Origin of the sequence: Butyrivibrio sp. NC2002 (assembly GCF_000702265.1) — a bacterium.
Classification (GTDB): Bacteria; Bacillota; Clostridia; order Lachnospirales; family Lachnospiraceae; genus Butyrivibrio.
The window spans coordinates 80,979-102,028 of sequence record NZ_JNKZ01000007.1; the positions used below are offsets into that span (position 1 = coordinate 80,979).

At 39.9% G+C, this 21,050-nt stretch carries 22 protein-coding genes; all 22 read left to right on the forward strand.

Features of this window, described 5'->3' with window-relative positions; translation table 11 throughout:
• Nucleotides 1-20: 20 nt before the first annotated feature.
• The 22 genes from ilvA to T543_RS15035 all read left to right on the forward strand — a co-directional run bounded on the left by ilvA (nucleotide 21) and on the right by T543_RS15035 (nucleotide 21,033).
• Nucleotides 21-1,253: a threonine ammonia-lyase gene (gene ilvA / locus T543_RS03685; protein WP_035765953.1), complete on the forward strand. Its 1,233-nt coding sequence runs from the start codon at nucleotides 21-23 to the stop codon at nucleotides 1,251-1,253.
• 3 nt (nucleotides 1,254-1,256) lie between these two features.
• Nucleotides 1,257-2,132: a YitT family protein gene (locus tag T543_RS03690; protein WP_035765954.1), complete on the forward strand. Its 876-nt coding sequence runs from the start codon at nucleotides 1,257-1,259 to the stop codon at nucleotides 2,130-2,132.
• 3 nt (nucleotides 2,133-2,135) lie between these two features.
• On the forward strand, nucleotides 2,136-3,227 hold the full coding sequence (locus T543_RS15030; RefSeq protein WP_051638515.1) for a glycoside hydrolase family 25 protein: 1,092 nt from the start codon (nucleotides 2,136-2,138) through the stop codon (nucleotides 3,225-3,227).
• A 12-nt stretch (nucleotides 3,228-3,239) separates the two neighbouring features.
• Complete coding sequence (locus tag T543_RS03700) at nucleotides 3,240-6,563, forward strand: beta-galactosidase, LacZ type (RefSeq protein WP_035765955.1); 3,324 nt, start codon at nucleotides 3,240-3,242, stop codon at nucleotides 6,561-6,563.
• A gap of 110 nt (nucleotides 6,564-6,673) precedes the next feature.
• Nucleotides 6,674-7,018, forward strand: coding sequence for a YlxM family DNA-binding protein (gene ylxM, locus T543_RS03705; RefSeq protein ID WP_035765956.1), 345 nt, complete (start codon nucleotides 6,674-6,676; stop codon nucleotides 7,016-7,018).
• A 3-nt stretch (nucleotides 7,019-7,021) separates the two neighbouring features.
• Nucleotides 7,022-8,389, forward strand: coding sequence for a signal recognition particle protein (gene ffh, locus T543_RS03710; protein WP_035765957.1), 1,368 nt, complete (start codon nucleotides 7,022-7,024; stop codon nucleotides 8,387-8,389).
• 75 nt (nucleotides 8,390-8,464) lie between these two features.
• Nucleotides 8,465-8,707, forward strand: a complete 243-nt coding sequence (rpsP, locus tag T543_RS03715; RefSeq protein ID WP_035765958.1) for a 30S ribosomal protein S16 — start codon at nucleotides 8,465-8,467, stop codon at nucleotides 8,705-8,707.
• A gap of 28 nt (nucleotides 8,708-8,735) precedes the next feature.
• Nucleotides 8,736-8,966, forward strand: a complete 231-nt coding sequence (locus T543_RS03720) for a KH domain-containing protein (RefSeq protein ID WP_035765959.1) — start codon at nucleotides 8,736-8,738, stop codon at nucleotides 8,964-8,966.
• A 59-nt stretch (nucleotides 8,967-9,025) separates the two neighbouring features.
• Nucleotides 9,026-9,808: a tRNA (guanosine(37)-N1)-methyltransferase TrmD gene (gene trmD, locus T543_RS03725; protein ID WP_035765960.1), complete on the forward strand. Its 783-nt coding sequence runs from the start codon at nucleotides 9,026-9,028 to the stop codon at nucleotides 9,806-9,808.
• Nucleotides 9,805-10,329, forward strand: coding sequence for a ribosome maturation factor RimM (gene rimM, locus T543_RS03730; protein WP_035765961.1), 525 nt, complete (start codon nucleotides 9,805-9,807; stop codon nucleotides 10,327-10,329). The genes trmD and rimM overlap by 4 nt, the downstream gene beginning before the upstream one ends.
• Before the next feature lie 46 nt (nucleotides 10,330-10,375).
• The gene (udp, locus tag T543_RS03735; RefSeq protein WP_035765962.1) at nucleotides 10,376-11,155 is read left to right on the forward strand and encodes a uridine phosphorylase; all 780 of its coding nucleotides are present in this window, start codon (nucleotides 10,376-10,378) and stop codon (nucleotides 11,153-11,155) included.
• 29 nt (nucleotides 11,156-11,184) lie between these two features.
• Nucleotides 11,185-11,622 carry a cytidine deaminase gene (locus T543_RS03740; RefSeq protein WP_035766488.1) on the forward strand — a complete coding sequence of 146 codons (438 nt, stop codon included), beginning with the start codon at nucleotides 11,185-11,187 and terminating at the stop codon, nucleotides 11,620-11,622.
• Nucleotides 11,623-11,773: 151 nt separating this feature from the next.
• Nucleotides 11,774-12,121: a 50S ribosomal protein L19 gene (gene rplS, locus T543_RS03745; RefSeq protein WP_035765963.1), complete on the forward strand. Its 348-nt coding sequence runs from the start codon at nucleotides 11,774-11,776 to the stop codon at nucleotides 12,119-12,121.
• 109 nt (nucleotides 12,122-12,230) lie between these two features.
• The gene (gene lepB / locus T543_RS03750) at nucleotides 12,231-12,821 is read left to right on the forward strand and encodes a signal peptidase I (RefSeq protein ID WP_035765964.1); all 591 of its coding nucleotides are present in this window, start codon (nucleotides 12,231-12,233) and stop codon (nucleotides 12,819-12,821) included.
• Nucleotides 12,822-12,909: 88 nt separating this feature from the next.
• Nucleotides 12,910-13,785, forward strand: coding sequence for a ribosome biogenesis GTPase YlqF (gene ylqF, locus T543_RS03755; RefSeq protein ID WP_035765965.1), 876 nt, complete (start codon nucleotides 12,910-12,912; stop codon nucleotides 13,783-13,785).
• Complete coding sequence (lepB, locus tag T543_RS03760) at nucleotides 13,785-14,339, forward strand: signal peptidase I (protein WP_035765966.1); 555 nt, start codon at nucleotides 13,785-13,787, stop codon at nucleotides 14,337-14,339. Before ylqF ends, lepB (T543_RS03760) begins: the two co-directional genes overlap by 1 nt.
• A gap of 13 nt (nucleotides 14,340-14,352) precedes the next feature.
• Complete coding sequence (locus T543_RS03765; protein ID WP_035765967.1) at nucleotides 14,353-15,117, forward strand: ribonuclease HII; 765 nt, start codon at nucleotides 14,353-14,355, stop codon at nucleotides 15,115-15,117.
• 37 nt (nucleotides 15,118-15,154) lie between these two features.
• A complete protein-coding gene (fliK, locus tag T543_RS03770; protein ID WP_035765968.1) occupies nucleotides 15,155-17,038 on the forward strand; it encodes a flagellar hook-length control protein FliK in 1,884 nt (627 codons plus the stop codon).
• Nucleotides 17,039-17,040: 2 nt separating this feature from the next.
• A complete protein-coding gene (locus tag T543_RS03775) occupies nucleotides 17,041-17,349 on the forward strand; it encodes an EscU/YscU/HrcU family type III secretion system export apparatus switch protein (RefSeq protein ID WP_035765969.1) in 309 nt (102 codons plus the stop codon).
• A 41-nt stretch (nucleotides 17,350-17,390) separates the two neighbouring features.
• Complete coding sequence (locus T543_RS03780) at nucleotides 17,391-17,795, forward strand: YraN family protein (RefSeq protein ID WP_051638516.1); 405 nt, start codon at nucleotides 17,391-17,393, stop codon at nucleotides 17,793-17,795.
• Nucleotides 17,780-18,481: a response regulator transcription factor gene (locus T543_RS03785; RefSeq protein ID WP_035765970.1), complete on the forward strand. Its 702-nt coding sequence runs from the start codon at nucleotides 17,780-17,782 to the stop codon at nucleotides 18,479-18,481. Before T543_RS03780 ends, T543_RS03785 begins: the two co-directional genes overlap by 16 nt.
• A gap of 2 nt (nucleotides 18,482-18,483) precedes the next feature.
• On the forward strand, nucleotides 18,484-21,033 hold the full coding sequence (locus tag T543_RS15035; RefSeq protein WP_051638517.1) for a sensor histidine kinase: 2,550 nt from the start codon (nucleotides 18,484-18,486) through the stop codon (nucleotides 21,031-21,033).
• Nucleotides 21,034-21,050: the final 17 nt, after the last annotated feature.

The window sequence follows — 21,050 nt, forward strand, 5'->3', positions numbered from 1 at the left end:
AGTAGGGCAAGGAGGAGCATATGTCTTTAGGGGAAATAAAGTCTCTTACACTTCCGGCTTTTGAGGAAGCATATGAAGATGTAAAAAAAGTTACACTCGATACAAAGCTTATCTACAGCGATTATTGGAGTAATACTACAGGTAACAAAGTTTACCTTAAGCCTGAAAATCTTCAGAGAACAGGCGCATATAAGGTTAGGGGAGCTTATTACAAAATCTCTACTTTATCCGATGAAGAAAGAGAAAAAGGACTTATTACCGCATCTGCAGGCAACCATGCACAGGGCGTTGCTTTTGCGGCAAAAAGTTATGGGGTCAAGGCAACGATCGTTATGCCTACATCTACTCCTCTTATAAAAGTAAACAGGACCAAAGCTCTCGGAGCAGAGGTTATCCTTCATGGCGATGTATATGACGAAGCTTGCGAGTATGCGCTTAAGCTTGCAGATGAGCACGGTTATACTTTTGTTCATCCCTTTGACGACCTCGACGTAGCAACAGGTCAGGGCACAATTGCCATGGAGATAATAAAAGAACTTCCTACAGTTGATATTATTCTGGTTCCCATCGGTGGAGGCGGCCTTGCTACAGGTGTCAGCACACTTGCAAAATTATTAAATCCCAAGATAAGGGTAATAGGCGTTGAACCTCAGGGTGCAAGCTGCATGGCTGAGAGCCTTAAAAACGGCAAGGTTACTACACTTCCTACTGTTAATACAATTGCTGACGGTACAGCAGTTAAGACTCCGGGAGAAAAGATATTCCCTTATATTCAGGAAAATATTGATGAGATTATCTCTGTTCCCGATGAAGATCTTGTAGTTTCTTTCCTTGATATGGTTGAGAACCACAAGATGGTTGTTGAGAACTCAGGCCTTTTATCAGTAGCAGCTTTAAAGCAGATGCATGAGAAAGATAAGAGAATCGTATGCGTACTTTCCGGCGGAAACATGGATATTATCACCATGTCTTCTGTTGTTCAGCAGGGACTTATTTTAAGAAACCGTATTTTCACTGTTTCAGTGCTGCTTCCTGACAAGCCGGGACAGCTCGCACAGGTTGCACAGGTTATTTCCGAGACAAACGGTAATGTCATAAAGCTTGAGCATAATCAGTTCGTTTCAATTAACAGAAGTGCTGCGGTAGAACTCAGAATTACATTGGAGGCATTTGGTAGCGACCACAAGGAGCAGATAATAAAAACCCTTGAAGATCACGGATATAAACCGAAGATCGTTCGCACAAATATTTAATTTATGACTTACGTAGAAAAGATAACAAAAAAAGGTACAGATTATTTACTGATTACTTTTGCAGCATTTTTGTATGCTATAGGAACCAGTTTGTTTAATGATCCCAACAATATAGCACCGGGTGGAATTACCGGTGCTGCTATTGTGTTAAACAGAATTATCCCTATCGGAACCGGTATATGGTTCATGGTTATGAACATTCCGATATTGATCCTGGCTATAACCAAGTTTGGCATCAGATTTACCATATCAACTGTTTATGCAACAGTGATGAACTCTATTTTTACTGATCTTATTGCTAAATATGGCAAGGCATTTGCGGTTGATGACGTAATTCTCGGTGTGATCTTTGGTAGTGTTTTTGTTGCTGTCGGTATAGGAATTACATTTAAATGCCATGCGACAACGGGTGGAACGGATATCATTATCAAACTTCTTAGAATCAAGTACCCGCATATCAAGACAGGCGTGTTGTTTATGATGCTTGATATCTTTGTAATACTCTTTGCGGGATTTGTTTTAAAAGACACTAAGGTTGTACTGTATTCATTCCTTGGTGTAATGATAACTTCTTATGTTATTGATTTTGTGTTATATGGTAGAGATGAGGCTAAGCTCATATACATAATTACCGATAAGACAGATGATATAACAGCCAGACTTCTTGAGGAACTGGATGTGGGTGCAACACATATTTTCGGTCAGGGAGCTTACAGCAAGGAGGAAAAGAAGGTCATCCTCTGCGCAATAAAGAAGAGACTTTCTCCGCTTGCAGAAGATATAGTAAGAGAAGAGGATCCTGACGCATTTATGATCGTTACAAGTGCATCTGAAATTTTTGGTGAAGGCTATAAGAGCTATTTTGACGAGCGTATATAAAATATGAAAAATAACAGTAATAAGCAAAATCGCATGCCCTTTAATAATTCGCAGAACCTTATCTCGATTATTTTTTTAGGACTGGTAAGTGTTCTTGCTCTTTCATACTGTATTGCCATACTTCTTTCCAACGCATCGCTGAAAAGACAGCTTGATGCGGCAAAAAGTGAGCTGGCAGCTCTTGAATCAGAGGGCTATTATACCAAGGCTGAAACGGATCAGATGATCGAGATAGCAACAAATGAAGTTCTCGAAAATGCAGGTGATTCCGTAAAGGAGAAATTTAAGGAAGACCTCATTGAAAACGGGACAAGTGATGCTATAAAGAATCTTTTCCCTGGACAGATAGTTCTGTCTTATGGTAATGAATATCAGTTTTTTGATATATCTGAAGATATAGACAGAAGTTCTTTTCTGGAAACTGATTTTGAGATGGATAAAGAGAGCGGATTCCTTGAATACACAGGCATAGATGAGAGTGTTGTTTTCACTAGAGGAATAGATATTTCCAGAGCTCAGGGAGATATCGATTTCTCAAAAGTAAAGGCATCCGGTATTGATTATTGCATGATAAGAGCAGGACTTAGAGGTTCAACCGAAGGCACTGTTCTTGAGGATGATCTTTTTAAGACCTATGTTGAAAAAGCAAGGGATGCAGGGCTTGACGTAGGGGTGTATTTCTATTCGCAGGCTACAGATGCCACGGAAGCTAGAGAAGAAGCTCGATTTGTGCTTGATCTTATTGAGCCTTATGACATTACGTATCCTGTAGCAATCGACATTGAGGCTAATGAATCCTCTGATGCAAGGACATTTGGGCAGACTCCTGATGTGTATAAGGAAGTTGCCAATGCTTTCCTTAGCACAGTTGAGGCATCGGGATATACACCGATGATCTACGGTAACACCAAAACCTTCGTTGATCTGCTTCAAGATTTTGATATAAACAATTATGCAATCTGGATTTCTGATCATAATATTCCAATCTATTATCCTTACAGATTTGATATGTGGCAGTATTCCGGAGAAGGAAATATTGACGGAATAGAAGGTAGCACAAATATAAATATCTGCGTAACTGATTTCGCAGAATAACAGGGGTAAAAAATGAAGGTATTTAATAGTGATATTTTGAAGGATCCCAATATTTTCAAGGAGAACGTTCTGGATGCTCATGCAGATTTTATAGCATACCCATCACTTGAAGAAATGCGCTTAAAAAAAGGATCTGCAAAAAACAGAGTGATTTATGACTCTTCTCTTAGAATGAGTTTAAATGGTGTTTGGAAATTTTGTTATTCAACAAATATTAAGCTTGCGCCTGCAGGATTTGAAAAAGAGGATTTTGATGATGCGGGATTTGATGAAATACGAATTCCCTCAAATATGCAGTTTGAAGGCTATGATGAGCCAACCTATGTTAATACGCAGTATCCATGGGAAGGACATGAGGATATAGAACCCGGGCAGATTCCGGAAATCTTTAATCCCACGGGAAGCTATATCAGATATTTTACGATTCCCTCTTCATGGGATAAAAACCAGCCTGTATGCATATCATTTCAGGGTGTTGAATCCGGATTTGCCCTGTGGGTAAACGGAGAATATGTTGGTTATAGTGAGGATTCTTTTACTCCTTCTGAATTTGATATAACAGATCATCTAAAAGACGGTATCAATAAGCTTGCAGTTCAGGTATATAAATGGACATCTTCAAGCTGGCTTGAGGATCAGGATATGTTCAGATTATCCGGTATCTACAGAGATGTATTTCTTTATACCAAGCCAAAGGTTCACATTGAAGATATTAAGATCACAGCAAGTCCTGATGCAGATTTCTCAAACGGTATTTTTGCTTCTGACATAAAAACTTCCGGCAGCGAAGGATATGTTAAATACAGTATTTTTGAAGCAAAAGATTTCTCCAAAGCTGATAACTTCCAAAATATGGAAAGGAATATTATCTGCAGCGGGGAAGTGAAAATAGAAGGCAAGTGTGCAAGAATTGGCGAAACTATCAAGAATGCCAGACTGTGGAGCGCAGAGGAACCGTATCTTTATGAGCTTGAAGTTGCAGCTTTTGATAGTGACGATAATTTATATGAAACTACTTCGATCCGTTTTGGTGTCAGAAAATTCGAGATGTCGAACGGCATCATGCATCTTAACGGTAAAAGGATAGTATTTAACGGCGTTAACAGACATGAATTTTCATGTGACAACGGAAGAAGTCCAAGAGCAGAAGATGCTTGGCTTGATCTGTGCACGATGAAGAGAAATAACATAAATGCGATCAGAACCTGCCATTATCCTGATGATGTATATATTTACCATCTTTGTGATGAACTCGGTCTTTATCTTATCGCAGAAAATAATATGGAGACACATGGAAGATGGAATTCCATCATAGCAGGAGAAATCCCGATTGAAAAATCACTTCCGGGTGATGATGCAAATTACCGAGCAATGATGCTCGACAGGGTCGATTCTACATATAACAGAGACAAGAATCATCCGGCTATACTTATCTGGTCCCTTGGAAATGAGTCCTTTGGCGGCAGCATTATTAAAGAAATGGCTGACAGATTCAGAGAACTCGACGGTGAAAGACTCATACATTACGAGGGTCTATTCTGGGACAGAAGATATCCCGAGAGCTCCGATATGGAAAGCCAGATGTATACATCTGTTTCCAATGTTGAGAAATTTATTGAAGAACATCCCGAAAAGCCTTTCATCATGTGTGAATATATGCATGCCATGGGCAATTCTATCGGAGGAATGTTCAAATACATAGAGCTGACTGAGAGAAACGAGAAATTTCAGGGCGGATTTATCTGGGATTACATCGATCAGTCTGTTAGAACGAAGAACAGATTCGGTGAGGATTATCAGGCATACGGCGGAGATATAGGAAGACGCCCCTGCGATTATAATTTCAGCGGAAACGGAATTGCATGCGGAACAAGAGAAGCCTATGCAAAGATGCAGGAAGTAAAGGCATGCTATCAGCCATTTAAGATAACAATACAGACTGACGCAAGCGAAAAAGAAAGTAACTACCTGGCGCCCGCTATTCACCCAGAGAAGATAACTGCAACTATCTATAATAAGAATCTTTTCAGAAATGCATCTGAGTATGATTTTTACATGATCGTATCTCATGAGGGCGAGGTTTTATCAAGAACCGTGCTCGATGTTGATATTAAGCCCAAGGATACGAAAACCATCGATCTTACGGATGCCTTTAATAGTATAAAGAAAAATGCAGAAGGTATTTATTCAGAATCGGATAAAGCATTTTTGGATAATTCATCTTGTGATGCTGAGCTTGTTGTATCTGTAGTTGCATGCATCAAAGAGACTCATTTGTATGCTGATGCGGGATATGAAATAGCATTTGGAGAAAAGGCAGTAAGAGTTGCAGCACAAAATGATGCTTATATCGATAATACTAAGGAAGACTTAAAGCTTAGAGCAGAGAGCAGATTTAAATTTATAAACAGCCACGACAACCTGGGAGTAAGAGGCGAAAACTTTGAGGTATTGTTCTCAAAGGGTCAGGGAGCAATTGTTTCTTACATTTATGCAGGAAAAGAAATGCTAAGATCAATCCCCAGACCTAACTTCTACAGAGCGGCTGTTGATAATGATCACGGCTCAAGAGATCCCATGAGAATGGCAATGTGGAAGACTGCAAGCTGTTTCCAGCATAAGATATGTCCGAACGGCGTAAGCAGCTACAGCGGAATAAAAGAAGACTCAATATACCCGATCATTTCAGAGGGCAAAGATTATGTAGAAGTTACCTTTAAGCGCTATATAGCTACTTATCCGATAACCTTCTGCATGATCACATATAGAGTCCTTGTTGACGGAACGGTAAGGATAAGCCTTGACTATGATAAGAAACAGGGAACACCGGATATGCCTGAATTCGGCTTTATGTTTACTCTTGATGCCGACTATGACCACGTAAAGTGGTATGGTCTTGGACCTGATGAGACATATTGCGACAGAATGCATGGCGGTAAGCTCTCTGTCTATGAAAATCTGGTCGAAGAAAATGTTCAGCCCTATCTTGTTCCACAGGAAACGGGAAACAAGGTTGGCGTAAGATGGGCAAAGGTTACAGATAGAAAAGGAAGAGGACTCATATTCAGAGGCCATGATGATGGAAATAAATCATCCGATAATTATGAGAGTATTCCCGGAACGATGGAATTTTCTGCACTTCCTTATACACCGGATCAGCTCGATGAAGCAAAACACTTCTACGAGCTTCCCAGAGTTTTCCAGACAGTTGTAAGGCTCAGTCTTAAACAGACAGGTGTTGGAGGAGATGATACCTGGGGAGCATTGGCACATCCGGAATTCAGGATAAGCGGAGAAAGAAAGCTCCATTTTAGCTTTGAATTCAAAGGAATTTAAAAAAATACAAAAGTAAAGTAGAAATACTTGACACTTATATGACAATGCGGTATGATAGGCTTCGTGCTTGGAATATCGCATTTCTTTTTAGTTTACTTTACGGAGTGATGATGGAGAAGATAGTTGAACAGGGTCTGCTTTATGACTTTTATGGAGAGCTTCTGACAGACCATCAGAGAAAAATATATGAAGATGCTGTTTATAATGATCTTTCTCTTGTAGAGATAGCTGAGGAATATGACATCAGTAAACAGGGTGTACACGATCTTCTCAGGAGATGTACCAAGTCACTTGAAGGCTATGAAGCAAGGCTTCATATGATTGAGAGAACAGACAGGATCAGGAAGGTGCTTGGAAGTTTATCAAGCGCAGCAGATGATCCGGGTTTTGATAATGATAAGCTTCGCAAGATGGTAAAAGAAGCAGTTTCAGAGATTACGGAGGAATTGTCATAATATATGGCATTTGAAAACTTATCCGATAAATTACAGAATGTTTTTAAGAATCTTCGAGGAAAGGGTCGTCTTTCAGAAGAAGATGTAAAGGCGGCTATGAAGGAAGTCAAGATGGCTCTCCTTGAAGCGGATGTTAACTTCCGGGTCGTAAAATATTTCGTAAACAAGGTACAGGAGAGAGCTGTTGGTGAAGATGTTTTAAACGGTCTTAATCCTGCACAGATGGTTATCAAGATTGTTAACGAAGAGCTTACCGAGCTTATGGGGCATGAAACTACTGAGATTCAGTTTCAACCCGGTAAAAGCACCACAGTTATCATGATGTGTGGTCTTCAGGGTACAGGTAAGACAACCACAGCAGCCAAGATCGCAGGCAAGGTTAAACTTAAAGGAAAGAAACCTCTTCTTGTTGCCTGTGACGTTTACAGACCTGCTGCTATAGATCAGCTCGAAATCAATGCCAAAAAACAGGAAGTTGATTTCTTCTCAATGGGAACGGATGTTAATCCCGTTGACATAGCAAAAGCTGCTATGGAGTATGCTGAGAAAAATAATGATAATGTAGTTATCCTTGATACTGCAGGACGTCTTCAGATTGATGAAGACATGATGCAGGAACTTGTTGCTATAAAAGAAGCTGTAACAGTACATCAGTCACTTCTTGTAGTTGACGCGATGACCGGTCAGGCCGCAGTTGATGTGGCAGTACAGTTTAATGACCGCATTGGAATTGACGGAATCGTACTTAGTAAGATGGATGGCGACACCCGAGGCGGTGCTGCACTGTCAGTCAGACAGGTTACAGGCAAGCCTATTTTATACGTAGGTATGGGTGAAAAGCTCTCAGATCTTGAGCAGTTTTATCCCGACAGAATGGCAAGCAGAATCCTTGGAATGGGTGATGTCTTAAGCCTCATCGACAAAGCGGTTGAAGCTAATCGTGAGCGTGATGAACAAAAAGAACGCGAAATGGCTTCAAAGATGAAAAAAGGTAAGATCGATTTTGAGATGTACCTTGAGTCAATGAAGCAGATGAGGAATATGGGTGGTCTGTCCGTTATCATGGGCATGCTTCCCGGAATGGGTAAGATCAGTGATGATCAGCTTCCCGATGAGAAAAAACTTGCCAAGATTGAAGCAATCGTATTGTCCATGACACCTGAGGAAAGAAGAAATCCTAAGCTTATGAATCCTCAGAGAAAATACAGGATTGCTAAGGGCTCCGGTAATGATATTGCCGATGTAAACCGCTTTATCAAGCAGTTTGAACAGATGCAGAAGATGATGAAACAGATGCCCGGAATGATGAAGGGCAAAGGGATGAGAGGACTTGGCGGATTCGGCAAGGGCGGCTTCCCGAAACTATTTTGATATGTGTCTTCGGCCTCGCCGAATTTCATATATAAGTGATAATTTATTTTTTTATTTTAATGGAGGATTATTAAAATGGCAGTAAAAATTAGACTTAAGAGAATTGGTAAGAAGAAGCTTCCTTTCTATCGTATTGTAGTTTCAGATTCTAAATTCCCTGTAGCTGGTAGATTCATCGAGGAGATCGGTACATACGATCCTAACACAGATCCCAGCACATGCAGAGTAAACGAAGAACTCGCTAAGAAGTGGCTTGCAAACGGTGCTCAGCCTACTAACGTTGTAAACAAGATCTTCAAGCAGGCAGGAATCAAATAATAATTCCAAATGAGATTGGGGAAAATTCATGAAAGAATTGGTTGAAGTAATTGCAAAAGCTCTGGTAGACAACCCGGATGAGGTTGTAGTCAATGAGAAAAATGAAGGTCACGGCACCATCCTAGAGCTTCATGTTGCTCCATCTGACATGGGTAAGGTAATAGGCAGACAGGGAAGAATTGCTAAGGCAATCCGTTCTGTAGTGAAGGCTGCATCTACCAGAGAAAATCTTAAGGTTGACGTTGAAATAGTTGACTGATATGACTATGCCCGGAACTGATTATTCAGCTCCGGGTTTTTTAGCAGGAAAGAGCATAGATGAATTTTTATATAATGACGTTATTCCCTGAAATGGTCATGGAAACACTTAATACAAGTATTTTAAAGAGAGCAATTGATAAGGGAGTAATCTTTGCAAAGGCTGTTAACATCCGGGATTATGCAGGAAATAAGCATAATAAGGTTGATGATTATACATATGGCGGCGGTGCAGGTATGCTTATGCAGGCACAGCCGATATACGATTGTTACAAAGCAATTCTTGAGGAAATAAAAGAGAGAAATCCCGAGGCAAAACCTAGGGTTATATATGTTACACCTCAGGGCAGCGTTTTTTCGCAGAAGGTGGCAAGAGAATTATCAAATGCAGAAGATCTGATCTTTTTGTGCGGCCACTACGAAGGAATAGATGAGAGAGTGCTCGAAGAGATTGTAACAGACTATATTTCGATTGGTGACTATGTCCTTACAGGCGGCGAACTTCCGGCAATGGTCATGATCGATGCAGTATCAAGACTTGTTCCCGGAGTCCTTAATAATGAGGAATCTGCGCAAACGGAATCTTTTGATGACGGACTTCTTGAATATCCTCAGTATTCCAGACCGGAAGTATGGATGGATAAAAAGGTTCCACCGGTACTCCTGTCAGGAAATCATGCAAATGTCGATGTGTGGCGATTCCAGAAATCACTTGAGAGAACAAAGGAAAGAAGACCCGAATTATACGACAAATATGTCGAGGAGCACCCTGAACAGTTTACAGGAAAAGCACTCAAAAAACGAAGCAAAGTATTGGATAAGATAAATGAGGACTTAAAATGACAGATTATTTTCAGGTTGGAGTAATTGTAAAGGCGCACGGACTTAAAGGCGAAGTAAGCGTATTTCCTACAACTCAGGATCCGGAGAGATTTCTTGATCTAAGGACAGTGATTTTGGATGAGGGAAGAGGTGTAAAAAAGGAACTTACAATTGAAAAAGTCCGCTTTAACAAGAAGTTTTTGATCATCAAGTTCAAGGAATTTAATGATATAAACGAAGTTGAGAGATTAAGACAAAAAGAGCTTATAGTTAGACGCGAAGATGCAATTGAGCTCGAAGAGGGCGAGTATTATCTTGCCGATCTTGAAGGAATGAGCGTAGTTGACGAGGATGGAAACGAGCTGGGAGTTATAAAGCAGGTTATTCAGACAGGCGCCAACGATGTATATGAGATGAAGAGAAATAATGCAGCTGACGGAGATGATACAGTTATGATCCCCGGAATTAAGGAATGCGTTAAGAACATCGATATAAATAATAAAATAATGACTATACATATTATGGATGGATTGTTAAATTAAAACTATAATAAATGTGTAATATTTTTATATTCAGGAGGTTTTAATTATGGTTGATTATACAGAAGGAGCAGGCTATCAATATCATATTCACCTTAAGGAAGGGGATGTGGGAAGGTATGTTATTCTTCCCGGCGATCCCGGCAGATGCGAGAAAATAGCAGCTTATTTTGATGATGCAAAGCAGGTTGCTTATAACCGCGAATATAATACTTATACAGGCTACCTTGATGGTGAGAAGGTAAGTGTTGTATCTACAGGTATAGGTGGAGCTTCTGCTTCAATAGCAATAGAAGAGCTTCACAAGATAGGAGCAGATACATTTATAAGAGTCGGCACTTGCGGTGGAATGCAGCTTGATGTTGTAGGCGGTGACCTCATTATCGTAAACGGTGCAATAAGAGCAGAGGGTACATCCAAGGAATATGCGCCTATTGAATATCCGGCCGTTTCAACTTTCGAAGTTACGGATGCTCTTAAGAAGTCCGCAGAGGAACTTGGATTTAGACATCACGTAGGTGTTGTTCAGTGTAAGGATGCATTTTACGGACAGCATGAGCCTGAGACAAAGCCTGTTTTCTATGAGCTTCAGAATAAGTGGGAAGCATGGAAAAGATGCGGATGCCTCGGATCAGAGATGGAATCCTCAACACTTTTTATTGTTGGACAGTGGCTTAGAGCAAGAACAGGAGCTATCATGCTTACTGTAGCCAATCAGGAAAGAGCTAAGGAAGGTCTTGATAATCCTCAGGCTCACGATACTGATTCTGCTATAAAAGTAGCTATATCTGCGATCAGAAAACTGATAGCCGAAGATAAGGCAAAATAATAATACTCTAATCGAGGAGAAAAATAATGATTTCATACGACGAGCTTATTGAAGAAGCTTTGGAAGCAAGAAAAATGGCTTATACGCCTTACAGCAAATTTAAAGTAGGTGCAGCCCTTCTTACAAAGGACGGAAAAGTCTATAGAGGATGCAATATAGAGAATTCCTCATATACACCTACTAACTGTGCTGAGAGAACAGCTATATTCAAGGCTGTCAGCGAAGGCGATTATAACTTTGAGGCTATGGCTATCGTAGGCGGCTTCGAAGATCAGAAGGAACTTGGACTGTGTGCTCCTTGCGGCGTTTGCAGACAGGTAATAAGAGAGTTTTGCAGTGATGATTTTAAGATCATCCTTCTTAACGGCCAGACAGATGGCAAAAACACTTATGATGTTTACAAATTAAGTGAGATACTGCCACTTAGCTTTGGTCCCGAAGATATGAAGATCAAGCCCAGAAAATAATGGATTAATGCCATAAAACGTGCATAAATATTACATAAAATGCTTGACTGAGCAGGTTCTCCATGTTATCATTTTGTATGTTGCGAAAATGACGGTCCTCTGGTACGACAGAAGTATTTAAGAACGTCCATTTAGATATAGGAGACAAACTATGAACACAATTATTGCAGAGATCGAGAAGGAACAGCTGAACCAGAATGCACCTGAGTTCAACACAGGTGACACAGTTCGTGTTCACAACAAGATCAAAGAAGGAAACCGCGAAAGAGTTCAGATTTTCGAAGGAACTGTTAAGAAGATTCAGGGTGGTAGCAACCGCACAACATTTACAGTTCGTAAGATTTCTAACGGCGTAGGTGTTGAGAAGACATGGCCTCTTCATTCTCCTCTTGTAGAGAAGGTTGAAGTTGTGAGAATGGGTAAGGTTAGAAGAGCTAAGCTTAACTACCTTAAGGGTCTCACAGGTAAGAAGGCTAAGGTTAAGGAAAAGGTTCGCTAAGAACTTTTTGAGGGCAGTTACTTATGGTAATTGCCCTTTATCTTTTCTTAAAGAAATTTTTGTTTGATATATTAAATGTATTAGCTATATTTTTTGAGGAGCCATAAATATGTTCAGAAGGAAACGATATCATTCAATGTTTCATGAAAAAAAGCAAATAGTGACTCCGGAGCTTCTTCGTGAAGTCTTTTCGTGGCTTTTTTATACCGTCCTTGCGGCCTTTGTAGCCTTTGTACTTGTGATTGCTTTTGGTAAGCAGGTAAAGGTTATAGGTGATTCCATGGAAGAGGCGCTCTATAACGGCAAGACAGTACTGGTTGACAGGATCATCTATAAGTTTATGGCACCTTCAAGAGGAGATGTTATCGTATTTTTGCCAAACGGTAATGAGAAGTCACATTTTTATGTAAAACGAGTGGTGGCAGTTCCCGGAGAGACGGTTCAGATTAAGGACGGAGTCCTGTATATTGATGGAGAACCCGCCCCTAATGATGGCGAATATGATAAAATGGAAGAAGCAGGAATAGCTGAAAATGAAATATCTTTGGGGAGCGGAGAATTCTTTGTTCTCGGAGATAACAGAAACAGCAGTGAGGACAGCCGCAGTGCCAATATTGGAGTAGTTAAAAGCTCTACAATTGAGGGCAAAGCATGGTTTTTTTTCGGAAAAGGTGAAGGCGGAAGCGGATTTGTAAACTAAGGTAGTGTAAAGCAAGTTATGAAAACATTAGACCGTCCTAAGGAATCCACCGCAAGCGGTACCCCCTTAGGACCATAGAGGAATATATATGAACAATTACCAGTGGTATCCGGGGCATATGACCAAGGCGATGCGTATGATGCAGGAGAATATTCGTCTTGTTGATATGATAATAGAGCTTACTGATGCCAGAATACCCATGTCCGGAAGAAATCCTGATATTGATAAGCTTGGGCAAAATAAGGCAAGATTAGTGCTTTTAAATAAATCAGATCTTGCTGATCCGGAAGTCAATAAAGCATGGATAAAGTATTTTCAGGATCAGGGTGCCCGTGTATTGGAGATGAATTCAAAGCAGAGCGGACAGGTCAGGAAGGTTCTTGATGAGGTTAATATCTGCTGTAAAGATAAAATTGAAAAAGACAGACAAAAAGGAATTGTAAACAGACCGATCAGAGCGATGGTTGCAGGCATTCCCAACGTCGGCAAATCTACATTTATAAACAGAATATCCGGAAAAGCAGCTGCTAAAACCGGAAACAAGCCCGGTGTAACCAAGGGAAAACAATGGATAATGCTTGGCAAAAACCTTCAGCTTCTTGATACACCAGGTGTGCTTTGGCCAAAATTCGAGGATGAAAATGTTGGGCTTAATCTTGCGCTGATAGGTTCTATGAATGATGAAAACCTCGATAAGGGAGAACTTTGTGTCAGTCTTATAAGACTTCTTGAAAAGTGGTATCCCGGAGTTATTTGTGATAAATATGATATAACCGATGAGCAGAAAAATCTGTTTGAGACAGACCAGTACGAAACACCGGAATCATCTATACTTACAGCGATAGCTGTAAACAGAAAACTAATAAAACAAGGCGGAAAGCCTGATATCGACAGAGCTTGTGCACAACTTCTGGACGACTTCAGAAACGGACGACTTGGAAAAATATCATTGGAGAGACCGTAATGGATAATAATAAGAAAAATTTTTTAATGGAATCGGGTAGTACTATACTTACAGTTGTTGTAGTAGTTTTGCTTGCTCTTTTGTTTATGAAATTTGTTGCGCAGAGAACCGACGTAGAGGGAGAGTCAATGATGTACACTCTTCACGACGGCGATGCACTTATTGCGGATAAGCTGACCTACAGATTCAGTGATCCTAAGAGATTTGATATCGTTATCTTCCCTTATGCTCAGGACCCTGATAGCTATTTTATCAAGAGAATCATCGGTCTTCCCGGTGAAACGGTCCAAATCGATTATGACGGAAACATCTATATCAACGGAGAGATCCTTGAGGAGCACTACGGCGCAGAAGTCATACAGGATCCCGGAAGAGCAGCCGAACCTGTGACTTTGGGTGAGGATGAATACTTTGTAATGGGAGATAACAGAAACTACAGTTTTGATTCAAGAGAAGAGGCTGTTGGCAATATAAAGAAGAGCGACTTCATCGGAAAAACTGTTTTCAGAGTATTTCCGTTTTCATCCTTTGGATTTATAGACAAGAACAAGTAATTCGGGAGTTTTTATGCTTGAAAAAATTGGGGATATAAAAAAGGAACTTGCTGCGATCAATGAGCCTGAAGGCTACAGATCTTTTTCTTTAAAATATGAAAATGATGAAAGGGCAGGGGTTGCATCTCTTGTTAAGATGGCCGGTAAGAAATACGATGCTTACCAAAAAGAACTCATAAGACTTGAGGGGATGAAAAAGTATGAGCTTTCACATCCCGATCTTGAGTACATTTGCGGTATTGATGAAGTTGGAAGAGGCCCTCTTGCCGGCCCTGTTTATGCCGCAGCGGTAATTTTACCGAAAAATTCTAATATTCTATATATAAATGATTCTAAAAAATTATCCGAAAAAAGAAGAGAAGAACTATATGATGTCATAATGAAAGAGGCAATAGCTGTTGGAATCGGCTATTCAACGCATGAAAGAATAGATGAGATCAATATTCTTCAGGCTACATACGAGGCAATGTATAAAGCTGTTAACAGTCTTTCGGTAAAGCCACAGCTTCTTTTGGTGGATGCTGTACATATTCCCCAGCTTGAAATGTATGAGCAGGAATCAATTATCAAGGGTGATGCAAAGAGTATGTCGATTGCTGCAGCCAGTATAATTGCCAAGGTAACAAGGGACAGGCTTATGAAGGAGCTTGATGAAAAATACCCCGGTTACGGATTTGCATCAAACAAAGGATACGGTAGCGCAGAGCATATTGAGGCTTTAAAGAAGCTTGGACCTACTGAAATTCATCGCAAGAGTTTTATAGGGAATTTTATTTAAGCTTTTATGATAAAAACACGCAAATGAGAGGGGCAATATGAGTGATATACGTATATCACAGGGACGGCCTGTAATCCAGATCAACAGCCAAATAGAAAGCCAGGTTGGCAGTAAAAGCTCTAATACTCCTCAGGGGAATTTGCGCTCACTTGACACCGGAGACAGATTACAGGGCAAGATTCTCTCAATGAGTGAGGATGCCTCCGGCAGAACAGCTACGATAAGTCTTGGCCAGGATGAAGTGATATCCGCCAGATTATCGGACGGAATGTCACTTAGAGAAGGACAGACTGTATCTTTTGAAGTAAGAGGAACCGGCGGACAGATAACCCTGACTCCTTTATTTGAAAATATGACCGCAAGCCAGACAATGCTTAAAGCACTTACAGCTGCAGGACTTGAGGCTAATCAGGATAATCTAAATATGATAAAGACTATGATGGAGAACGGCGCTTCCATTGACAAGGATTCGCTTACTTCCATGCACAGCCTTGTAAGTTCTCATCCGGACACCAGTGTAAATACTCTGGTTCAGATGAAATCACTAAATATTCCTATAAATGAAAATACAATAACCCAGTTTGAAAGCTATAAGAACTACGAGCATAAAGTCGTTGAAACAATGGACTATATAATGGATGAACTTCCGGGAGCTTACAATGAGCTCTCAGAATCGGGTAATGTCCGTGCTGCGAACGATCTGTATGGAAAAATTTTAAATATGCTTTCAGAGGGTGCAGAGGGAATGTCTGCAGGCGCTAATCCGGAAGCTTCTGCTGTTACCGTTGGCGGTGGCAATATTGCAGAAGGAGTAGAGGCTAATATCAAAGCTGCCCAGACAGATGGAGTAATACCGGATTTTGCTTTTGAAGAAGAGCATGTAGAACCATCCAAGATTCAAAGTAACTCTGTTATGGCATCTCTTGAAGAAGTAGACTCAGGTATCCATGAAGAAGTGATAGAAAATACAGCTAAGGGTGAGCAGAACGTAAATGGATTACAGAATCCGCAGTCTTTAGAAAATGCAGTCAAAAACGAAAATGCCAATTTCAGTAATAATCAGATGCTATCAGCGCTTACAGATAAAGAGCTGCTTGAAGTATTAAAAGGCTTAAATAAAGAGGCCGGTCCACTTGGAAATGAACTTCAAAAACTTATTGCAGCAAACACTTTACCTGAGCTAGAGCAGATAGATGCTGCAAAGATACTTAAGGAACTCTCTGAAGCCTATCAGAAAAATGCCGAGAATGCCTATAAAAATGATGAGGCATTTTCAAGGCTTTTCCAAAATGATGGATACAACAAGCTGATAAAAGGCGCAATGAAGGATGAATGGCTTATAAAGCCTGAAGATGTTGGCAATAAGGAAAACGTTGAAAATCTCTACCAGCGCCTTAATACTCAGGCGCGTCAGCTTACAGAGTCACTTACAAATGCTCTGGGGGCTGAAAACAGAGTAGCTCAGAGCGCAGCTTCGCTTCAGAACAACATTGATTTTATGAACCAGATAAATCAGATGTTCCATTATATTCAATTACCGCTTAAAATGCAGGATCAGGATGCACATGGAGATCTGTATGTATATTCAAACGGCAAGAGAAAATTTGAACCGGGCGAAACAGTAAGTGCCATTCTTCATCTTGATATGGATAATCTGGGACCTCTGGATGTTTATGTAAAGATGAAGGAAAACAATGTAAAGACCAATTTTTACGTAGCTGACGAGAGCGTGCTTGATCTTATTGAAGAACATATAGACATGCTCAACGAAAGGCTTGAAAAAAGAGGCTATTCCATGCAGGTCAGGACAATGCTTCATACAGACATTGACTCTGACAGTGAGGATATGCCTGTTGATGAGATGTTTAGTGTGAAGAAGGTAACCATGCTATCTGTTACTTCTTTTGATGCGAGGGCATGATCATGGCTGAGAGTGGAAAAAACAAAGATGGAAAACCAAAACAGGCGATAGCGCTTGCGTATGACCCCAATGAAGACGGCGCGCCCAGAGTTGTAGCGAGCGGAAAAGGCCAGATCGCGGAACGAATTATTGAATCCGCTGAAGAAAACGACATACCGGTTCATGAGGACAGTAAGCTTGCTGATACGCTTTCAAAGCTTGAGATCGGTGAGATGATCCCTCCTGAGCTTTATGAAGTTGTGGCTGAAATTCTTGTTTTTGTTGATGCCATGGACAAGATCAAGGCAAAAGACCAAAGGTTTAACATATAATTTAATAAATAGTATTTAGAAAAATGTGGTATAATATTCGGATGAACAAAAGAGAAATTGGAAATTACTATGAGTCTCTTGTTTGTGAGTTCATCAAAGAAAAAGGATATTCTATTGTAGAGCGGAATTTCAGATGTAAAAGCGGAGAAGTGGATATCATCGCAAAGGACGGCAGGTATCTGATATTTATAGAAGTGAAATTCAGAACAGGAACTGGCTATGGTTCTGCGGAATACGCTGTTGATCACCGTAAGATGCGGACTATATGCAGGGTTTCTGATTTTTATTGTAAGAGATATTCAATTGGTGAGAACCATTCAAGGAGATATGATGTTGCAGCCATAAACATAAGTGAATCGGGTGCAGCGACGATCAACTATATTGAGAACGCATTCGAGTATATCTCGGAGGGTGTTTGGAGGAACAGTAGATGCAGAATGTTTTAGTATGTGATGATGATAAAGAAATTGTAGACGCTATAGACATATATTTACAGCAGGAAGGTCTTAAGGTTTTCAAAGCATATAATGGGCAGGAGGCTCTTGATATCCTGGAAAAAGAGGATATTCAGGTTGCTGTTATAGACCTTATGATGCCGGTTATGGATGGAATTCAATGTACTATGAAGATAAGAGAGCACAGTACCATTCCGATAATCATCCTTTCTGCCAAATCAGAGGATGCAGATAAGATACTTGGACTTAATATAGGCGCCGATGATTATGTTACAAAGCCCTTTAATCCATTGGAACTTGTTGCAAGAGTAAAGTCAAACTTAAGAAGATATACTCAGCTTGGAAATGTGGATAAGGCTCAGGACGGCGACAATGTTTTCAGAGCAGGAGAGCTGGTTCTTGACGACAATGCCAAAACAGTTACAGTTGACGGCGAGGAAGTCAAGCTTACGAAAATCGAATATAATATTCTTCTCTTCCTTGTAAAAAACAAAGGCAAGGTTTTCTCCATTAATGAAATCTATGAGAATATCTGGAATGAGAATGCAGTTGCGGTTGATAATACCGTAGCAGTTCATATAAGACATATAAGAGAAAAAATAGAAATTGATCCCAAAGATCCCAAATATCTGAAGGTTGTATGGGGCGTGGGATATAAGATTGACACCGAGGGTTAATAATGATTGAAAAGATTCTCAGAAAGAAAACCATATCCTGGACGAGCAGAAATATACTTAGAATATTTCAACATATAAGTATTGCCATTGTGGCAGGAATAGTTTTTTATGTTGTAACCGGATCAGCTTTTACAGGTGAAGATGGAAAAGAATACAGGATCAGCCAGAATGATTATGGCCATTCTTATGAGGAGTCGAAACTGTTTTCTGATATTCTTAAGAGCAATCTTTCAAATATAGCCGCATATGCCGCTGTGAGTACGCTTCTTGAAACAGATGGTGAATATAATGCGGATAAAACTATTGATGTTACTGCGTTTGTTAACCGAAACTCCATGCTGCAGGGAGATTATATAACTGCAGTTTATCGGGTTTCGGATCTTATAAAGTGGGCTCAGAACGGTTTTGAGTATGATGAGAAAAAATATACTGCCAGTGAGAGTTCCAACTTTTTCGGAAATACAACTGTTTATACGCATCTCATGAAAAATAATGTTGAGAGCGGAATGAACAGTTTCCTTAGTTCCCAGCTTGATAATAATACTGTAAGGACCAATGCAACTCAGAACAGTTTATATGACGGTTCCGGCGTCCACACAATTCTTGTTCCCAGATATAAGACCATTTACGGTGAAGATATCGAGGATATAGTTTCCAATTGGGAAGACTACAACGATCTGTGCGCAAATATTACGGAAGCTGCCTCCACGATGGCTACAAATTACGAAAACTATTCAGATTATAAGAAAAAATATGGTTTTTATAAGTCAAATCTCAGATTCTATATTACAAGAACTATAAATGCAAGGACAGAAGTTTTTACCAATGTGGAATCCTTAAAAAGGAATACAACAGGTATTAACATCGGAGATACATTTAAAACTTACGGAACATATATATATTATTGCCCTTATGAAATTGATTATTCTACCAATACATCAATTACTGAGGAAGAGGTCAGAAATATCTTAAGCAGTTATGACTACGCTTTTCCGGATCAGATGAAGTTCTACTTTGCTGTTGATACGGGAAACCTCTCAAGAGCTGATGATTTTACGCTGGGTCAGGAAATTTTTGACAGATATATGCCTTATTTCAAACAGTTTTATGCACTTATATTACTGTTTAGCGTGATCTATGTAATCGTTATCATTCACCTTTCTATTTACGAGGGAAAGACTGAATACAGCGATGGCTCAATAGGTGGTCTTGAAAGGATAGACTCTATTCCTTTTGGACTTGCGCTTGCTATTTGCGTTATTCTTATTGGATCACTTGCCGTAGTGCTTAATTATTTATATGACCTGTACCCGCATTATTTCAAAAATATACATTTTACCTGCCTGATCATTGCAGGTGCTGCATTTTTTGATGATAATGCAATTTCTTTTGTTTTTTACAGTACAATAAGAAGAATCAAGTACAAGGTGTTTATTAAAAACACTCTTTTGTACAGATTTGGAGGAGTGGTCAGAAAGATTTCGGATAAGCTTACGATCAAGCAGAATCTGTTCCTTAGAACCTTTGTACCCTATATTATCTCTGTGTTTATCAATTTTATAGTTGTTTATAAATTGGACTATGTGGGAATTGCAATTGCTGCGGTTTTGGATATAGGAATCGGTATCTATATATACAATCTGAGCAATGACAGAGTAATAATGATAAGAGCCCTTGAGAAAATAAGAAAAGGTGAGCTAGACGTAAAAATAGATACCAGTAAGGTCCATGGATCAAATATCTATCTTGCTAATGAGCTTAATTCAATTGCTGATGCGGTTGAAGAAGCTGTTAACCGAAGTATGAGAGATGAAAAGCTTAAGGCGGATCTTATAACGAACGTATCCCACGATATCAAGACACCTCTTACATCGATAATAAACTATGTTGATCTGTTAAAGAGAGAAAATATACAGGATACAAGAGCAAGAGAGTACATCGCGATTCTTGAAAACAAGGCTCAGAGACTTAGGCAGCTGACTGATGACCTGGTTGAGGCATCTAAGATTTCATCAGGAAATATAACACTTCATCCGGAGCAGATAAACTATGCGGAGATCATTAATCAGATTCTTGGTGAGTTCTATGAGAAATTTGCCGACTATGAGCTTACACCTATTCTTAAGTGCGAAAAATATGATGTTCTGATCATGGCGGATCCGAGACAGCTCTATAGAGTCATAGAAAACCTGCTCAATAATGTATGTAAATATGCACTTCCCGGAACCAGAGTATATCTTGATTTGGAGGTTCAGGAGGATGATGATGGAGAACACGCCGCAACATTTTCTGTAAAGAACATCTCTAAAAATGAACTCAATATAAAGGCAGACGAGCTTACAGAGAGATTCATCAGAGGAGATATTTCCAGAAGTACTGAAGGAAGCGGACTTGGCCTTTCGATAGCAAAGAGCCTTACATTAGCAATGGGCGGAAAATTCGAGATAATCCTTGACGGTGACCTCTTTAAGGTAAATGTCACATTCTTTACTTCTCATTTCAGTAAAGGCAATCCGTCTGCGGAAACCTCTGATGTTAATGCGATGAGATAATTATAATATGATATAAA